14 protein-coding genes are annotated in these 17974 nt (G+C 46.3%); 1 reads left to right on the top strand and 13 read right to left on the bottom strand.

Annotation, left to right across the window (positions count from 1 at the left end):
* Positions 1 to 175 precede the first annotated feature (175 nt).
* The 8 genes from U1I11_RS01840 to thrS all read right to left on the bottom strand — a co-directional run bounded on the left by U1I11_RS01840 (position 176) and on the right by thrS (position 10935).
* Complete coding sequence (locus U1I11_RS01840; RefSeq protein ID WP_322903313.1) at positions 176 to 1150, bottom strand: 4-hydroxy-3-methylbut-2-enyl diphosphate reductase; 975 nt, start codon at positions 1148 to 1150, stop codon at positions 176 to 178.
* A gap of 152 nt (positions 1151 to 1302) precedes the next feature.
* Complete coding sequence (locus tag U1I11_RS01835) at positions 1303 to 2916, bottom strand: HAMP domain-containing sensor histidine kinase (protein ID WP_322903310.1); 1614 nt, start codon at positions 2914 to 2916, stop codon at positions 1303 to 1305.
* Positions 2917 to 2932: 16 nt separating this feature from the next.
* Complete coding sequence (locus U1I11_RS01830; RefSeq protein ID WP_322903308.1) at positions 2933 to 3622, bottom strand: response regulator transcription factor; 690 nt, start codon at positions 3620 to 3622, stop codon at positions 2933 to 2935.
* Positions 3623 to 3839: 217 nt separating this feature from the next.
* Positions 3840 to 5573 carry a S1C family serine protease gene (locus U1I11_RS01825; protein WP_322903307.1) on the bottom strand — a complete coding sequence of 578 codons (1734 nt, stop codon included), beginning with the start codon at positions 5571 to 5573 and terminating at the stop codon, positions 3840 to 3842.
* A 253-nt stretch (positions 5574 to 5826) separates the two neighbouring features.
* Entirely contained in the window at positions 5827 to 6492 is a 666-nt protein-coding gene (locus tag U1I11_RS01820) for a response regulator (RefSeq protein ID WP_416235579.1), read from the bottom strand.
* Positions 6455 to 7525, bottom strand: coding sequence for a sensor histidine kinase (locus tag U1I11_RS01815; RefSeq protein WP_322903304.1), 1071 nt, complete (start codon positions 7523 to 7525; stop codon positions 6455 to 6457). The genes U1I11_RS01820 and U1I11_RS01815 overlap by 38 nt, the downstream gene beginning before the upstream one ends.
* A 6-nt stretch (positions 7526 to 7531) precedes the next feature.
* Positions 7532 to 8767, bottom strand: coding sequence for a cell wall-active antibiotics response protein LiaF (liaF, locus tag U1I11_RS01810; protein ID WP_322903302.1), 1236 nt, complete (start codon positions 8765 to 8767; stop codon positions 7532 to 7534).
* Positions 8768 to 8994: 227 nt separating this feature from the next.
* Positions 8995 to 10935 (bottom strand): threonine--tRNA ligase, encoded by a 1941-nt coding sequence (gene thrS / locus U1I11_RS01805; protein ID WP_322903300.1) that lies wholly within the window; start codon positions 10933 to 10935, stop codon positions 8995 to 8997.
* A 594-nt stretch (positions 10936 to 11529) separates the two neighbouring features.
* On the opposite strand from thrS, the gene U1I11_RS01800 reads away from it, so the two are divergent.
* Complete coding sequence (locus U1I11_RS01800) at positions 11530 to 11859, top strand: antibiotic biosynthesis monooxygenase family protein (RefSeq protein ID WP_322903299.1); 330 nt, start codon at positions 11530 to 11532, stop codon at positions 11857 to 11859.
* A 361-nt stretch (positions 11860 to 12220) separates the two neighbouring features.
* Here the strand turns inward: U1I11_RS01800 and mqnC are convergent, their stop codons facing one another.
* The 5 genes from mqnC to U1I11_RS01775 form a co-directional block, all read right to left on the bottom strand.
* On the bottom strand, positions 12221 to 13357 hold the full coding sequence (gene mqnC / locus U1I11_RS01795) for a cyclic dehypoxanthinyl futalosine synthase (protein WP_322903298.1): 1137 nt from the start codon (positions 13355 to 13357) through the stop codon (positions 12221 to 12223).
* Positions 13358 to 13921: 564 nt separating this feature from the next.
* Complete coding sequence (budC, locus tag U1I11_RS01790) at positions 13922 to 14722, bottom strand: meso-2,3-butanediol dehydrogenase (RefSeq protein ID WP_322903295.1); 801 nt, start codon at positions 14720 to 14722, stop codon at positions 13922 to 13924.
* A gap of 389 nt (positions 14723 to 15111) precedes the next feature.
* The gene (locus U1I11_RS01785) at positions 15112 to 15441 is read right to left on the bottom strand and encodes a hypothetical protein (protein ID WP_322903293.1); all 330 of its coding nucleotides are present in this window, start codon (positions 15439 to 15441) and stop codon (positions 15112 to 15114) included.
* Positions 15438 to 16598, bottom strand: a complete 1161-nt coding sequence (locus U1I11_RS01780) for an AAA family ATPase (protein WP_322903292.1) — start codon at positions 16596 to 16598, stop codon at positions 15438 to 15440. Before U1I11_RS01780 ends, U1I11_RS01785 begins: the two co-directional genes overlap by 4 nt.
* A 113-nt stretch (positions 16599 to 16711) precedes the next feature.
* Positions 16712 to 17974, bottom strand: a complete 1263-nt coding sequence (locus tag U1I11_RS01775; protein WP_322903291.1) for a trans-sulfuration enzyme family protein — start codon at positions 17972 to 17974, stop codon at positions 16712 to 16714.

Here is a 17974-nt window from a genome sequence, read left to right as displayed (position 1 = left end):
ATATTGCCCGGCTAGTTTATCATCCCGTCAAGCTCGTACATTATCGATCCGAACTAGCGTTTTAGCTCTATTACCGATTTCTTTATAATAGAAATAAAAGAATCACATTTGATCCACACTGCCCATACGCTGTTAAAGCCTTATGAGACGCTCATAGCAGCGATATGAGCGCTATTTAGTGGCGTACTGGTTGATTGGTCGTTCTACCCTTTTTTTCGCGCACAGGCGGTAACAGGCGGTTCGGATTAACGGTACGCACAATTTCCCATGTTGTCGGGTCATCGTTATCGTATTTTTCCAAATAAGCGATCACTTCTTTGGTAATCGGTGTCGGCGTAGATGCGCCTGCAGTTACCGCCACTCTGGACTTGCCTTGCAGCCATTCCCGATCAAGCTCTGTAATATCGGAAATCCGGTACGCTTTTACGCCGGCGATCTGCTCCGACACCTGGGCGAGTCGATTCGAGTTGTTACTGCGCGGATCACCGACAACGATGACCAGTTCGGCTTGACCAGCTTGCTCGGCAACCGCTTCCTGGCGTACCTGCGTAGCGAGGCAAATTTCATTATGCACTTCAGCGCCTGGGAATTTCTCCAGCAGCTTCGTAATAATATGACGAATATCCCATTGGCTCATCGTCGTCTGGTTCGTAATTAGAATACGCTCTGCCGGTACATTCAACTCGGCAATTTCGACTTCCTGTTCGATGAGATGCACATGCTCTGGTGCGACACCGATCGCTCCTTCCGGTTCAGGATGACCTTTTTTGCCAATATAAATAATCTCATAGCCTTCAGCCGTTTTGTCGCGGATTAGGTCATGGGTACGGGTAACGTCAGGGCAGGTTGCATCTACCGTGGTCAGCCCTTTTTCGCGTGCGATTTTGCGCACTTCTGGCGATACGCCATGCGCGGTAAAAATAATCGTGCCGCTATCAACTTGATCCAATATATCGAGCCGATTCGGACCATCCAGCGTCACGATGCCTTGATCTTCAAACGCTTGGGTCACATGACTGTTATGAACAATCATGCCAAGTATATAAATCGGGCGCGGCAGATCAGGATTCTGCGCAGCCTGTTGTGCAATAACCATAGCGTCAACGACACCATAACAGTATCCACGTGGCGCAATTTTTACGATTTCCATTTGGGCTAGACACCTGCTTTCTCGGGTTTGCTCATAGTAGCTATACTTATTCATTATAACGTATTCTGACAACAACAGAAAGGCACCGCCCACGCAGCCGGTAACGTTGTGCCGACTCCGCTTGGCTGTGCCTGACAGAGCTAATTTGTAAGCTACTCGTTGCCCGAGCTGCCACCAGAGCCATTTTGTTCATCGTCCGGCTGCTTTTTGACAGGCTTGAGTATATTTTTGTTCGTTTCTTTGTTCAATTGTTCCTTTTTCAAATCAGGCAGATCAAGCACTTCTTCGCTGTCCGGCAAGCTCTCCGGCAACATTTCGCCCTCGACCGGCACAGCTGCCAGCGGAAGCCAAATGACAAACGTTGTACCTTTGCCTTTGGCGGTCACAACTTCGACCGAACCTTCGTGTGCATCGATAATCCATTTGGCAATCGATAGTCCAAGCCCAGTGCCTGGCGTAACACCGCGCGATTCGTCCGCACGGTAAAAACGCTCAAAAATATGCGGCACTTCCTCCTGATCCATCCCAATCCCGGTATCGCTAATACGTACACCGATCTGCTCGGGATAAATGACCGTATCGAGTGTGACCGTGCCGTCTGGCGTATACTTAAACGCATTTTCGATAAAAATAAACAGCATTTGCTGTAAATAATCTTTATTGCCGTATATAAAATATTCATGCAGCTTCGCCATATCCGCCGGTTGCCACTCGGCACGATGCGGGATAAACTGGGCACGGCGCACTACTTCTTCTAGCAATTCACCGGCAGGCAAGCTGTCCTTAATGATCGTCTGCCCCGCATCCGCGCGTGCTAATGAGAGCATATCATTGACTAGTCGGCTCATCCGCTTCGCTTCATCAGCGATATCGTTAATCGCCTCCATCGACAGCTCTTTGAGCATATGTTCGTCCAGATGAGGCGCTTCATCCGGCTTTTTGTTCCATGCTTTTTGCAGCAGATCAACATTGCCGCGAATCGTCGTCAGCGGTGTGCGCAGCTCATGCGAAGCGTCGGAGACGAAGCGGCGCTGTGCCGTGTACGCTTCTGCCAGCTCTTTATAAAATACTTCAGTACGTCCAAGCATACCGTTGACCGTGCTAATTAGCTGCCCGATTTCATCGGATGGACCATCATAATCGATCCGTACGCTTAAATCTTTGCCGTTTTGAATTTGATTGGCAGCTTTGATCACTTTACCGATCGGTGCCATCGATTTGCGCGCCAGAAATAGCCCTAGCGTAAATGCGATAAACAACGTCGCCAGCGAGCCGACGATCAGCGTCACTCGCAAATCGTCAAACAGTTGATTGGAATCGGTCATATCAGCTGCAATAATCATCACACCGAGCAATTGATCTGGATTCGTTGTCGAATAAATCGCTCCATACGCAACGAGATACGAGCGCCCATTGTAATCGACCTGTTTCAGATCGCCCGGAATTTTATCGGGCGGCGGAACTTTAAGAAAACTGCCGTTATAGGAATGTTCCAGCGCTGCATCGGTATAATTGCCGATTTTGATCCGAAAGCCGGATTCCATTAGCCGATAATAATCTTTGACCGATGGTAGCAGATCGACATGACCTTGACGATCCGGCACACCTGTCGAAACCTGGATTCGATACACTTGATCAAGCAGCCGCATCCGCAAATCCTGATACGTATTAAAATAAACAAATGCATAAATCGCTACACTGAACAGCATTAACGTCACCGCTAATATGCCGGAATACCATACTGTTAGTCTTAAGCGTATTGACATACTGTCAGCCCTTTCATTAGGTGTTGCTTCTCAAAATATAGCCTGCCCCCCGAATCGTCTGAATGAGGCGCTTGCCGCCATGTTCTTCGGTTTTTTGGCGCAGCATGGCGATATACACTTCCAGTACATTCGATTCGCCGCTATAGTCATAGCCCCATATTTTATCCATAATCAGATCACGGGAAAGTACACGTTTCGGATTTTGCATAAACAGATACAACAGCTCAAACTCCTTGGCGGTCAGTTCCAGTCGTTTACCGTCACGGGTCACTTCCCGTGCATCCGCATCAAGCGTCAAATCTTCAAACGATAATCGGTTCGTATTCGATGAATCAGCATCCGGTTTACGGCGCAGCAATGCACGCACCCGTGCCAACAGTTCTTCCAACGCAAACGGCTTCACCAAATAGTCATCTGCTCCGGCATCCAGTCCACGCACACGATTTTCCACTTCATCTTTGGCGGTCAGCATTAGAATCGGCACGGAAATGCCGGCTTCACGCACACGGCGGCATACTTCAAATCCATCCACTTGTGGCATCATCACATCAAGTACCATCAGTGCAGGATCATTTTCCAGCATCTTATTCAAGCCTTCCGCTCCATTGGAAGCGGTTAGCACTTCATAACCTTCAAAAGCTAGCCCACGCCGAAGCATGGAAATAATTTTTTCATCGTCATCAATAATTAAAATCGTTGGTCTCATCGCTGCTTCTCCTTTGGTCAACGTTCTTAGGTGGATTACTAGTTCTATTGTACCAACGAAATAGGTTTTACACTATATCCGCTTCTGTTTTGCTCACAAACGCGCTGCAAACAACTATAAAAGGCGGAAAGGATATCCTTTCCGCCTTTTATTGTATATAAACTGGGGATGATAATGCCATGCGAATCGGCATCACCATCACGAATCCAGCACGAAGTTATTGACCGTTTCCGCTATCCGGATTAGTCGAGTTGTCGAGCGAATCTTTGAACTGGTTGCGGTCACCGATTTTGACCGGCAAGTCCATTTTCTTGCCGTCACGAATGACATTCAATGTAACGGTATCGCCAACTTTCAGTTTTTGAATCGCCGCCACCAGGTCTTGGCTGTTGGAATATGGTGTACCGTTAATACCGGTAATTACATCATATGAACGCAGGTCAGCTTGATAAGCAGGCGATCTGTACAGCACATTAGTTACGACAGAACCGCTAGTTGTGTTCACACCGAGTTGCTGCGAAATTTCAGGTGTCAATGTCATCAACGATGCACCGATAAACGGAATTGGAGTAGCCGGTACCGATTTACCTTCCATCAAATTGTTGAGCACTTTAGCGACTTCATTGGACGGAATCGCAAAACCGATACCTTGCGAATTTTCACTTACGGCTGTATTAATACCGATAACTTGTCCGTTCATATTAAGCAGCGGACCACCGGAGTTACCAGGGTTGATCGAAGCATCGGTTTGCAACAGGTTGGAATAATGAGTCGATTGACCATTTTCCTCATCCGATGCGGTAATGCTACGTCCTCTCGCACTCAGCACACCGGCTGTGACGGTGTGGTCGAAGCCGAGCGGGTTACCGATCGCTACAACCCAGCTACCGATTTCCATATTGCTGGAATTGCCGAGCGAAATATAAGGGAAGTTCGCTTGACCTTCTTTTGGTTGAATTTTCAGTACGGCGAGGTCAAGACCAGTGCTTTTACCCATCAGTTTGGCTTCGTATGGAGTTTTGTCGTTTTCCAGTGTAACCTGGATCACGTCGGCATTCCCTACAACGTGCGCATTTGTAAGAATATCGCCGTTTTTATCGAAAATAAAACCAGAACCGATGCCGATCGGTGTCAATGCATTGGAATTGGAAGAACCGCTGCTGCTGCCGCCATTGTCGGAGCCAGAGCCGCCGCCATCGCCACCGCCGTTACCGAATTGATCACCGAAGAAGTAGCGATACATCGGATCGTTAAAAAATGGATTGTTACTACCGCCGCTATTGCCACCGCTGTTATTGTCACTTCCACGGGAGAATGTTTCAATTTTGACGACTGCCGGGCTTGCTTTTTTCACCACATCGGCAACGTCAGCCGCGCCAGCGGGAAGTGCTGCCTGTGTGATCGTGTTATCGTTCGTAGCGGCTGTAGCTTCATTCGCTGCCGCATTGCCACCGGTAAACAAGTTCGCACGATCGGCTCCGTACATACCGCCGGTCATGATAATCATCCCAGCGAGCACAGAAGCTATAATCGTTTTGACCGGGCTTTTCGGCTTGTTATACTGGAATTGTGGTTTGCGATTGTTGCCGTCATTACCGCCAGTGCCATTACCATTATAGCCATTGTAACCGCCGTTACCGTTGCCTGAGCCTTGCAGATGATTCAGCGGGTCTTGCTGTGCACCGTTTGGAGTAAGGTTCGAGTCCGAGCTGTACATCGGACGAACCGGAGCAGGAGGCGTTACTTCAACTTGTGGATTAGAAGATGTTGGTGATGTTGGACGCTGTTCATTGTTGTCGCGATTGTCCTGATTCAACGATTGGAATGGACCGTAGGAATAATAATGCGCTTGTTCGTTGTTTGGTCCGTTCGGAGTAGAGTCTGCTGTATGATTGTTTTGGCCGTCTCCAGACACGCCGTTGCTAAATCCGTTTTTGTTATTCTCTTCCATGAAGAAAACCTCCCAGATTCCCATGATATAATTGCATTAGTATAAGCCGTGTTTAACTCAGTTGGTACATTGTTATATTCGCCTATTAACCTTAACTTCACATTAAAATCAATTAAAAAGAAAATAAATCCTTGCCGTCTTGGATCGCAATACGATAAAACGAGCCAAAAAAACAGCAAAAACCGCCAAGTAAGGCGGTTTAACCGTATGTAAAACGAACGAAACCGGATCGCATAACACATGTACAATCAGCTCAAGCCGGACTGACCCACCCTTTACGATGCGCAAAAATCGCCAGTTGTGTTCGGTCTTCCAATTCGCATTTCATCAGCAAATTACTCACATGCGTTTTGACCGTTTTGATGCTAATATGCAGTTCTTCAGCAATTTCCTTATTGCTCAAACCTTCCGCAATCAGCATCAGCACTTCACGCTCGCGCCCGGTCAGATCGGACGCTTCCTCCTGCGCTGTGCTACGCTGACGAATACCGCGTGTAAGCGCCTGCGAAATGTCACCGGTCATCACCGGCATGCCACGGCTCGCACCTTGCAGCGCATAGATCAATTCTTCAGCGGATACGGTTTTCAAAATATAGCTAACCGCACCAGCTTCAATCGCCTCTACGACCAACTCATCCTCGATAAAGCTCGTCAAAATAACGATTTTTAACTGCGGATAATGTTGCAAAATACGCCGCGTCGCTTCCACCCCATTCATGACCGGCATCATCATATCCATCAAAATCAAATCCGGTTGCTGCGCGTCTATTCCTTGCTCCAACAAATCGATCACTTCCTGCCCGTTGGCAGCTTCGGCAATGACCTCAAATCGTTCATCCAGCATCAGATACGTTTTTAGACCCATCCGTACCATATCATGGTCATCCGCCAGCAATATTTTGATCTTGTCCACGCTCATCCGCTCCTTTATACAATATGTCAAACTTCGGAATATGAATGCGAATCGTTGTGCCCGCACCAGGTTTGCTAATAATTTCCGCCTGTCCGCCGAGCTTTTCGGCACGTTCCGCCATAATGGTCAATCCGTACGAGCCTTGCTTGTGTACGCTCATATCAAAGCCGCGTCCATCATCACTAATATGTACAGCTACATGATGAGACTCCTCCTGCAGCGACAAGCTGACGATCGAAGCCTCAGCATGTTTGACGATATTTGCCAGTGCCTCCTGAATAATGAGAAAAAGCTGACGCTCTTTAGCCTCAGTCAATTTCCCTACCAATTCAACATCCTGTATTCCTTTTAAGCCATTGTGACGACAATAATCCGGAAACCACGCATCCAGCGCCTCAGACAATGAACGTCCCTCCAGCTCTATCGGACGCAGCTGCGTAATAAGCGCTCGCATTTGCTTCTGGGCAAGCTGGGACATCTGGATCAGCTGCTCCATCACGATACCTGCCTGTGTCGGATTCAGTTCCAGCACTTTGGGCAGCGAGGAAGCGGACATATGAATTGCAAACAGCTGCTGGCTGACCGAGTCGTGCAAATCGCGAGCCATGCGGCGGCGCTCCTCTAGCACCGCCATTTCTGCCTCGCGCTCACGCTCCATCACTTCACGCTCGCCAAGCTGCTGCAAAATGCGCATTTTGCGCTCCACCGTGCTCATCATTTCGTTAAATTGTTCATGTACCCGGTTAAACGATTCATCATCAATCGGTTCCAACCGTGTACCAAAATTGCCTTTGGCGACCTGTGTCATCTTTAAATGCACATTGTCGATTCGCCGCTGCACGCGCTGCCCGGCAACATAACCGGCGGTCAGCCACATCGCGATGAGACCGACAAGATAGTAATACCATTTCTCCGGCAAATGCAGCAGCTGATAATCAGCGCTCAACATCATGTAGATCGTAATGGTCGTTAAAATGCTAACCGTACTAAAAAAGCCGATTAGCTCCCATTTGATATTTTTAAACCACTTTGTCCGCATTGTCGTTTACCCCACCCGGTTGATGCGAATGTCTCCGATAAATACATTCACCGTAATCTCGACCCGTTTACCTGTGGAATCGGCTTCGCTCGTCTCGCCGCTCAGACGGTTCATCATGCCGTCACCATGACGGTTCAAAATGTCCATATCACCGATAAACGAGTTGCCTTCCGCTTTGAAACTGACTTCCACCCCGCTCGGAATAAACACTTTCACATCACCGATAAAAGCGGAAATATTAATCCGCGTCGTGCCATACGGAATTTGTGCACGGGTCAGATCAAGCATCGTATCCCCGATAAAATGCGAAATATTCAGCGGTTTCAGCTCAAAATAATCTTTGCCGATATGCAAATCACCGATAAAGCTGGAACGTTCCTCTGTATCGCCAACTGCACTGTAACTGCTATCGTAACCGTTACGATAGTTGTGATCATACGATGACTGGTGATCGCTTTTAAACTGTTTTTTCCACTCATCACGATACCATTGTTTCTGTTGCTTTATATGGCGCATATGGTCTTTGAAATGTTGTTTATGCTGTTTCCAGTTCTGTTCATGCATCGATTTGTATGGATCGAACAGCGGTTGTTGTTCCGGGCGCTGCGAATGCGATGGTTCCTTGCGCAAATTCGGTCCTCGCCCCGATTCCGCACGCCGATCAAATGAAGCGCGCTCGAACCGTGTATCTTGGGCTGTATCGTTCGTAAATGTATGGTGATGGCTCGTTTCGTTATGGGCACCATATTCGCTATGTGCCTGATCATGAACCGCTTTGCGTCCCAACTTTTCATCGAACAAATCATCCAGCGATGAAGGTGCTGGCGGCGGAGGTGTGTATGTTTGACCGCGTACCCCGTCATTGCCGTTCATATCGGCATAATCGCGATGATGACGCTGTTTCTCCCGTTTGCCTTTGCCGGTAATCATCCGGAAGCCGATGAACAGAAATGCGATCGGAATCGTTAACCGAATCAGATCACCGATCGAATAATCATAAAGCCCCAGATTGCGTCCTAGAAAAAACGTGCCCAAGATCGTCATAATCCAGCCGCCGATATCACGCTTGCATTTGAACAACAGCTCATTCAAACCGATTTCCAGCAAAATTAAAGGCCATAACAGAAAAATAACATCCCGTACGCTAAAATCAATAATGTTTAACCAGTCTAGCAAAAACACCAGTCCAACGCCAATCAGACTGAGTCCCCAAAACGCCTTGCGGAACATATGTCTATTCATGCCGTTTCCTCACTTTCTGCATTCGGCAGCCCGGACAAGGCATCGATTGCCTTCTGCTTGCCGTTACCGATGTGTACTATAAACCTAGTGTAAACGAACATGACCGCTTGCCCAAGCGACAACAGAATGAAATCGTTCTCCGTCCAGCGACCGATAGACAGGCACAAATAAAAGCACCGGCATAGTACACCGATGCTTTTATTATAAACATTTATTTGGAAATTTGTTTAAAAAATAGTACGTTCCGCAATTTGCTCACGCAGCAATTTGCTCGCATCTTCAAGCGACATCGAGCCGATATCGCCTTCACCGCGTTTACGCACTGATACACTGCCAGCGTTCATTTCATTCTCACCGACAACGAACATATACGGAATTTTTTCCAGCTGTGCTTCACGGATTTTGTAACCAAGCTTTTCGTTGCGCAGGTCGGCTTCAACCGTCACGCCGCTCAGACGCAATTCGTCTTCCACTTTGCGTGCATAGTCGTCAAATGCGGTCGATACCGGAATGACTTTCGCCTGTACCGGGGACAGCCACAATGGCAATGCACCCGCAAAGTTTTCCAACAGGAAGGCAGTGAAACGTTCCATCGTGGAAATGACGCCACGGTGAATTACGACCGGACGATGTTTCTGTCCATCATCACCGATATATTCCAGCTCAAAACGCTCCGGCAGCAGGAAATCGAGCTGTACAGTGGACAATGTTTCTTCTTTGCCTAGTGCGGTGCGAATTTGCACGTCCAGCTTCGGCCCGTAAAATGCCGCTTCGCCTTCCGCTTCAAAAAACGGCAAATCCAAGTCTTCAACTACTTCACGTAGCATACGCTGGGACATTTCCCACATTTCGTCGTTCGGGAAATATTTCTCAGTATCTTGCGGATCACGATAGGACAGACGGAAACGATATTCGCTAATGCCGAAGTCTTTGTACACTTGCTGAACGAGCTTGATAACACGCGCAAACTCGTCTTTGATCTGATCCGGACGCACGAACAGATGCGCATCGTTCAATGTCATCGCACGTACGCGGTGCAAACCGGTTAGCGCGCCGGACATTTCGTAGCGGTGCATCATGCCCAATTCAGCGATACGGATCGGCAGATCACGGTAGCTGCGCAGATCGCTTTTGTATACCATCATATGGTGCGGACAGTTCATCGGACGCAGTACAAGTTCTTCATTGTCCATCGCCATCACCGGGAACATATCTTCCTGGTAATGCTCCCAGTGACCGGATGTTTTGTACAATTCCACATTGCCAAGTACCGGTGTGTACACATGGCTATAGCCCAGCTTTTCTTCCAAATCGACAATATAACGTTCCAGCGTACGGCGCAACTTGGCACCGTTTGGCAACCAGATCGGCAAACCTTGACCGACCAGATTGGAGAAGGTGAACATGCCCAGCTCTTTACCGAGCTTGCGATGATCACGTTTTTTCGCTTCTTCTAAAAAGTGTAGATGCTGTTCCAGCTCCGGTTTTTTGTTAAAAGCGGTGCCGTATACACGTTGCAGCATTTTGTTTTTGCTGTCACCGCGCCAGTACGCACCAGCTACACTTAACAATTTAAACACTTTCAGCTTGCCGGTTGACGGAACGTGTGGGCCGCGACATAGATCGAAAAATTCGCCCTGATCGTAGATTGTAATGATGCTGTCTTCCGGTAGCGCTTCGATCAGTTCGATTTTGTAAGGGTCTTCCAGCTCATGGAAAATGTTAAGCGCTTCGGCACGGCTCACTTCGCGGCGTGTGATCGGCAAGTTTTCGTTGACGATGCGTTCCATTTCTTTTTCGATCTTTTGCAAATCTTCCGGGTTGAGCGGATGTTCCAAATCCATATCGTAGTAGAAACCGTCCTCGATGACCGGGCCTACACCTAGCTTCACTTCTTTGTTGCCAAACAGACGTTTGACCGCCTGTGCTGTCAAGTGAGCCGTACTATGACGAATTACTTCCAGCCCGTCTGCACTGTCTGCGGTGACGATCTCAACGAGCGCACCGTTGTGCAGTGGAGTGTTCAGATCAACGACGATGCCATCGAGCTTGCCGGCAACAGCATTTTTAAACAGACTTTTACTGATGGAATTGGCAACATCGCCAATAGTGTTGCCTTCCTCATACTGACGAAGTGAGCCGTCAGGTAGTTTAATTTCGATTGCCATCACAAATCTTCCTCTCTCATTCTCATATTGGATAAAAGCTGCGCTAGACAGCAAAAAACGCCCGTCCCGGCAAAGGGACGAGCGTTATATACACACGTGGTTCCACCCTGATTCAATTCTGTACTGACGGCGGCTACGCTGCTGTAAATGAGCTACGGTATCATGATCCAGCATTCACTTTCGTGTAAGCTGGCATCCGCACGATTACACCAACCGTATACAGAATCCTTCATTGCACATCCGTTAACGGGGATGAACCGATCATGCTTACTGCCTGCTGCGCTGAATCGCACAGTCCGGGTTCAACATCATTGCTCCAAAGGGGTAAACAACAACCGTCAACCGGAGGAAATTCCAGCGCCCAACCTTTTCCTCTCTCTGTACCGGACTGTATTGATGTTCATGTCTTTGTCATTGCATATATCAAATATGATCAACTTTAACTTTACTTTCATCATTATAGAAGTGTGTTGCATGTACGTCAAGAGCGGTCTAGTTGTGCTTAATATAGATTGTAATGTTACGGTTTCCTTAGCAGGCAAATCGCTTTATAATTGAACAGTATAGTACTGTAAACTAGAAAGGAGCATGTCGATGCATATTCCACTCCAGCAGCAGCAAACCCCGTATTACGCCGTTATTTTCACCAGCAAACGAACAGCAGCAGATCAAGGTTATGGCAAAATGGCAGATACGATGGTAGAAATGGCTGAGCAGCAGCCTGGTTTTCTCGGTGTGGAAAGCTATCGCAATGCCGACGGCGCAGGGGTTACGATCTCATACTGGCGCGATCTCGAACATATTCGGAATTGGAAAGACAATCCCGTACATCAGCTTGCCCAACAGCAAGGAAAACAGCAATGGTATGAACATTATACGGTCAAAATATGCAAAGTGGAGCACACGTATTCGTTTGACGTTTGATACGGTGGGCGTGCATAAACGAGCATGCAACCGAAGTTAAATTTCAACTTTGATGATGTACCTACATGCTGATCAATAAGAGCTTTAGTCGGCTTCAAAGCTTAAATTAATTTCAGTCAATGCACTATATTTTCTTAATTAAAATCCAGGTTGGGCTGATCGGAATAAACGTTGCATTCTCCATTCCAATACATAACAAAAGACGCTACTATGCCTGTATAGGAACGGTAGCGTCTTTATGTTGATTTCGATTATGATAACATCCATATGAACATATACCTGTATCACACGATGAAATTCTTTGGTTTATACGATATTAAATTCCGCATTGAGCGCAGTCAGCGTACTCGTTGTTGGTCGCTTAGTTCTGCATAATAAAATCACGCTGTATTTTAAAGTTTTCATCGTCAAACACTTTGAGAATATTGTATTTCGTATCGCGTTGTGCCGGGATTTTGCCAGCGGCGCGGATAATGTCCAACGTTTGTTCGATATTGACTTTATGCGTTGTACCAGCGGCGGAAACGACATTTTCCTCCATCATCGTGCTGCCAAAGTCATCGCAACCGTATTGTAGTGACAGTTTGCCCACTTCCGGTCCCATCGTTACCCATGATGATTGGAAATGTTTAATATTGTCGAGCACGATGCGGCTGATCGCTACATTTTTTAAATATTGCTCAGGCGTTTGTTTTTCCGCCTTCATATTCGTATTGTCCGGCTGGAATGTCCACGAAATAAAGGCGAGGAAGCCTTCCGAATCGTAGCCGTTGCGGATACATTCATCCTGTGCGTCACGCACACGCATCATATGCAGTGCACGTTCCTCAAACGATTCGCCAAACCCGATCACCATCGTTGCGGTCGTATTCATGCCGACTTTGTGTGCGGTCTGCATCACGTCCATCCAGTCGCGCCATGAGCCTTTGAGACGGCTGATTTTACGGCGTGTACGGTCATCGAGAATTTCGCCGCCACCGCCTGGCAATGAATCGAGTCCAGCTTCATGAATCGCCCGGATCGTATCTTCCATCGATAGCCCGGACAGCTTTTGCATTTTCATAATTTCCGCTGGGGAGAAGGAGTGCATCGTAATGTTCGGGAAATGCTGTTTAATTTTACGCAAAATGTTCAAGTAGTATTCAAACGGCAAATCCGGATTAACACCGCCTTGCATCAAAATTTCAGTTCCGCCTACATCTTCGGTTTCCTGAATTTTTTGCAAAATCGTTTCGTCTGGCAGCACATAGCCTTCCGGTGAACCAGGACGACGGTAAAAGGCACAAAAACGGCAAAACACATCGCATACATTCGTATAATTGACGTTACGTCCGATCACAAATGTCGTAATCGGGTCCGGATTAATGCGTTGCATGAGCTGGTTAGCCACATGGCCCATTTTCTCAATCTCATCCGATTCATATAATGCAATCGTATCTTCCACATCCAGGCGTCCGCCTTGCAGCGCTTTGTCCAGGATACGATCTACTGTATTCATATGATAGCCTCCTAATCGATTCAGGCACCAAAGGTTGATGTCGAACAGTCCATTTGAGTATAGGTTGATCCTAGCTGTGCCAGCGCATTGCATAGCACACGATAGTTAAAAATTAAAATAAATTCATGACGGCATGTACTATCGTAACATATTTCACATTTTAAAAACAGGCATGGAAGTGGCAGGTTAGTAATTTTTTGCAGTTCGTTTGTGGCAGCCGGCGCATGAAGGCAATCTAGAACTAATACAGTGGAAAATGGAAGTGCGCACAAGTATAAACGTGACGAATCATGCCATACAGGCGAGCAATGCGTAGGCAAACTACCTTGTAGCCTCGGTTAGAATCGCTATCCGTTATTGCTTATGCCATCAGCCCATTTTCCTGCTATGCCAAACTTCGCCATAATCCAAAAGGCTATAGCTAAAGCAGGCTCCATATCAGGAAGCCTGCTTCGCTCAAACTTATATTTATGATCGATACGTGTAAAATAAGCGCTCTATCGTTGCCCGGAACGTTAGCCGGTCTGAATCGTCAGCCCTATGCTGCTTATGATCGGATATCGCTTATTCATTCCCAAATTCGCGCGGTGAGTTCCCTTGTCCGTTCGATGCGCTCGTACCGCCATCAACCGGCAAAATAACACCGGTAATATAACGCGCGTCCGGACTGGCGAGGAACAGATACGCCGGTGCGACATCTTCAGCTTCAGCGATCCGTTGTAGTGTCACACGGGATTTGAATTTTTCGACCACTTCTTCCCCGCCTTGTTCAATCATCGGCTTGGTCATTTCGGTAATCGTAAACGCAGGTGCGACCGCGTTGACACGCACTCCTTTTTCACCAAGCTGCAAGGCAAGCGATTGTACAAGTAGGCTGACAGCGCCTTTGGTCGCATTGTAGCCCGGATGCGGCCAATCGCCTGCGAGCCCCGATACGGACGAAGTGGCAATGAGCGAACCTTGCGATTTGACGAGATGTGGCGTGACCGCACGCGCCAAATAAATTTGCGCATCGACATTGGTCGCCCGCATATTCTCCCAGTCTTCATCGGTTAATTCCTCAATCGGTCCCGCTACATTTACCCCGGCATTGCTAATGACCACATCTAACTTGCCAAAACGTTCGACCGCTTTGTCGACGAGTGCATCCACTTCCGCACGCACGCGCACATCGGTAGGCACAATGAGATAACGGTCATTGTTGTAACGATCGACGACTTCATACAGCTTGTCTTCACGGCGTGCCGCCAGCACGACGTTGGCGCCATTTTCCAAAAAAGCAGTTGCTACCGCACGCCCAATTCCTGCGCTAGCACCGGTAATTAGTACGACAGCATCTTCAAACGGATACGTGTTATGTGTCATAGATCGAACCTCCATGTGATGATTTGAGAAACAAACTAGCTACACGCTGTTGTTGCTTCACGGTTGTTGCACATGTAGGGTCATTACCCGTTGAGGGGGAAAGTAAACTTTGACATAACAGCCAAACTACTATTCAAACGGATCAAATTGAACAAAAGACTCCCCACATTCATAGCGGCTCAGTCTCTTAACAGAACGATTCACTTTAAAATATCAAGTAATGTTAAATCACTATATTTAATCGATTTTTTGGAGCGATACATCTCAATAGCTGCAATTAAAATTTCAACATGACCAAAATAATTTTTTATAAAATTGTAACTTTTAATATTTTCACCTTTAAACAAAGTGCTGGCAAATTCACTCGGTTTTTTTCTGGATTTTACGTATTATTCGTATTGATTTTCAGCGTGAATAAGCAGTAATTCCACTTCAGGAGCGGTAATAATATTGATCACTTCAACTTTTGCTGCATACGCTTTACTCAGCTTAAAGTTTTCATTTCGAGAATCAAGTATTCTATAAATTTTGACTTTTTGAGCGGTCGCTTTATCTAAATACATCGTCTCGAACTTTTTCGCATTGCGGATTTTTATCGTTTCTCGCTCTAGCAATTGATCTAATGAGAAGATTAACTTATCATGTTCGAGTAATATGTCGATAATAGCGCGTTCAGAAGAACCTTCACAGATACATGCAATTAAGCAGTCTTCTCTCATTTAACGAAGTCCGTGTGATGCAATTTTATAAATTGATCTTTTAACGATATATAAGCATTGTAATCAGGCGCTGTTCCGCCAATAAAATCGCTTTGATAAACCTCACTTTTTTTCATATCGTTACGCTTTAACAAATACATGAGATTAATGATCGATAATACATTCTGCTTTCTGCAAACATAGATACTGTCATTGCGATCAAAATCATCCAATAGTTCGGGATAATGGGTTGAAAAAATAAGCGTGGCTCCGTTAGGATTTGTTTTTTCATTTCTAAAAAAGCCGATAATCGTCCGCACGATCGCTTTATTGAAGTGATTTTCAAGCTCATCTACGATAAGATAGCCATTTTTTTTTAAAGTATGATTGATATAAGCAAACAAATTTAGACCTTTAATTGTGCCTGACGAGAGATAATTTTCTAATGCTACTATTGGATAGACTTCAATTTCACTAGTTTGACTTTTAAATTTCAGCCGAATAACATCGGTATCACGCATTTTTTCAGCTTTAACATATTCAATACTAGGATCAAGAAATTGTATAACTTCAAGTGGAACATTTCCAGCTATATTCATAAAATTAAAATTCGTAAACCCGGTAACAGCAAACACTTCTGGCGTACTTTGCTCCTTTTTTAATTCAGCCACAAAAATACTTAAATCATCTACTAAATACTCATGATTCTCTAATGATCTTTTTTTAATAAAATCGCGCTCATTAAATTCAAATAATTTGAGTTTGCTTTTGATACTTTTTATCTTTTTTTTATATAAAATTTCTTCTGCAAAATACCATTCACCTTTTTCATTTTTGGAAATGGATGAATCTAATTTTAAAATAAATTCATTTTGCGTATAAAAATAACTCGTAATGGTAATTTGTTTCCCCTTTAACACTTCTTTATGCCTGTCTATATTTAATCTGTCATGTGTAAAAAAAATGTTCAAAACAGCAGATATTAACTTTAAAGATGCCGTTTTTCCAGATGCGTTAATTCCTATTAAAGCTAGCGCATTATGCGTATACATATTAGCAAATAAATGCTCTAATCCTTCATTGTTATCTTCGGTTACATTTTGTTGAGCAACAAAATTGAAATCAAACCCTTCTGGAAATAAATCTAATCCATGCACCGTAAATCTTAAAATTTTCATAACTAGTCTATAACCTCCTAACGCATAATTCGTTTATACTATGTATATTATATCAATTTAAACAAAATAAAAGCAGATATAAACGAATTTGACGTTTATATCTGCTTTTATTTCTATTCTTCCTCCAACGCCTGCTCCAAATCCGCAATCAAATCCTCCACATCCTCCAACCCAACCGACAACCGCAGCAGTCCATCTGTAATGCCGCGTTCGGCACGTACGGTCGCGCCCATTGCGGCGTGTGACATCGTTGGTGGATACGACAAAATGCTTTCTACCGCTCCCAGACTGACCGCCACCAGCGGAAGTTGCACGCGATCCAGTACGTGTTTGGCGCGCTCGCCTGAGCCGACGTCAAAGGAGATGACCGAGCCGTAGCCGGTCGATTGGGAAATGTGTATTTCATGCCCTGGATGGGTAGGCAAGCCCGGATAATAGATCGCTGCGATATCGGTGCGTGTTTGCAGCCATTCAGCGATGCGTGCGGTGCTTTTTTCGCTATGCGCCATCCGTGCTGCCAATGTTTTCATACCGCGCATAAGCAGCCATGAATCTTGGGGGCCAAGCACTGTACCGAGTCCATTTTGCAAATGTTTGAGCTGTTTGCCTAATTCGGGCGTGCGTGTGACCGCAAGTCCAGCTAGCACATCGCTATGACCGCCGAGAAACTTCGTTGCACTATGCAGAACGATATCGACGCCTAGTTCGATCGGGCGCTGGTAATACGGGGTCATAAAGGTGTTATCCAGCATCGTCAGCAACTGGTTTTCCTTCGCCCATTCGGTGACCGCGTGAATATCGGTAATTTTCAGCGTTGGGTTGGATGGAGTTTCTATATATACGGCACGTGTATTCGGACGCAGCGCCGCTTTCACTTGCTGCAAATCGGTCATATCGACAAAGCTAATCTCAATATGCAGCCGATTGAGCACGGTCGTCAGCAAACGATACGTGCCGCCATACACATCTTCGGTGACGATCACATGCTCGCCAGCCGACAGCAGTAGAAAGGCGGTCGAGATCGCCGCCATGCCGGACGCAAAAGCGAACCCTCGCGCTCCACCTTCCAGCAGCGCGATATAATCTTCCAGCGCCTGACGGGTCGGGTTGCCGGAACGACTGTAATCATGTGTTGGCGGATTCAAAATATCATCTTGGTGAAAAGTCGACGCCTGGTAAATCGGCACGCTCGATGCACCTGTCGCCAGATCATACGAACCGTTAAAATGAATCAGCTTCGTTTCCAAACTGCGCGGTGGAAGGATGCGTTTAGGCGCTGTGCTGCCGGAAGTGGCAGCCGCTGTAGCATCGGAAGTCGAATTTGTTGCGTCCGTATCTGTTCCTGTGTTAGGCTGATTGGTATTGTTTTCACTCAT

Origin of the sequence: Paenibacillus campi, assembly GCF_034659835.1 — a bacterium.
GTDB classification, from domain to species: Bacteria; Bacillota; Bacilli; order Paenibacillales; family Paenibacillaceae; genus Saccharibacillus; species Saccharibacillus campi.
The sequence above is the reverse complement of the archived record's forward strand: the minus strand, read 5'-3'. Positions and strand labels throughout refer to the sequence as shown.

Coding starts and splice junctions, on each gene's coding strand:
- U1I11_RS01840 (WP_322903313.1), bottom strand. CDS start 1,150: ATGGAAATCGTAAAAATTGCGCCACGTGGATACTGTTATGGTGTCGTT.
- U1I11_RS01835 (WP_322903310.1), bottom strand. CDS start 2,916: ATGTCAATACGCTTAAGACTAACAGTATGGTATTCCGGCATATTAGCG.
- U1I11_RS01830 (WP_322903308.1), bottom strand. CDS start 3,622: ATGAGACCAACGATTTTAATTATTGATGACGATGAAAAAATTATTTCC.
- U1I11_RS01825 (WP_322903307.1), bottom strand. CDS start 5,573: ATGGAAGAGAATAACAAAAACGGATTTAGCAACGGCGTGTCTGGAGAC.
- U1I11_RS01820 (WP_416235579.1), bottom strand. CDS start 6,492: ATGAGCGTGGACAAGATCAAAATATTGCTGGCGGATGACCATGATATG.
- U1I11_RS01815 (WP_322903304.1), bottom strand. CDS start 7,525: ATGCGGACAAAGTGGTTTAAAAATATCAAATGGGAGCTAATCGGCTTT.
- liaF (WP_322903302.1), bottom strand. CDS start 8,767: ATGAATAGACATATGTTCCGCAAGGCGTTTTGGGGACTCAGTCTGATT.
- thrS (WP_322903300.1), bottom strand. CDS start 10,935: ATGGCAATCGAAATTAAACTACCTGACGGCTCACTTCGTCAGTATGAG.
- U1I11_RS01800 (WP_322903299.1), top strand. CDS start 11,530: ATGCATATTCCACTCCAGCAGCAGCAAACCCCGTATTACGCCGTTATT.
- mqnC (WP_322903298.1), bottom strand. CDS start 13,357: ATGAATACAGTAGATCGTATCCTGGACAAAGCGCTGCAAGGCGGACGC.
- budC (WP_322903295.1), bottom strand. CDS start 14,722: ATGACACATAACACGTATCCGTTTGAAGATGCTGTCGTACTAATTACC.
- U1I11_RS01785 (WP_322903293.1), bottom strand. CDS start 15,441: ATGAGAGAAGACTGCTTAATTGCATGTATCTGTGAAGGTTCTTCTGAA.
- U1I11_RS01780 (WP_322903292.1), bottom strand. CDS start 16,598: ATGAAAATTTTAAGATTTACGGTGCATGGATTAGATTTATTTCCAGAA.
- U1I11_RS01775 (WP_322903291.1), bottom strand. CDS start 17,974: ATGAGTGAAAACAATACCAATCAGCCTAACACAGGAACAGATACGGAC.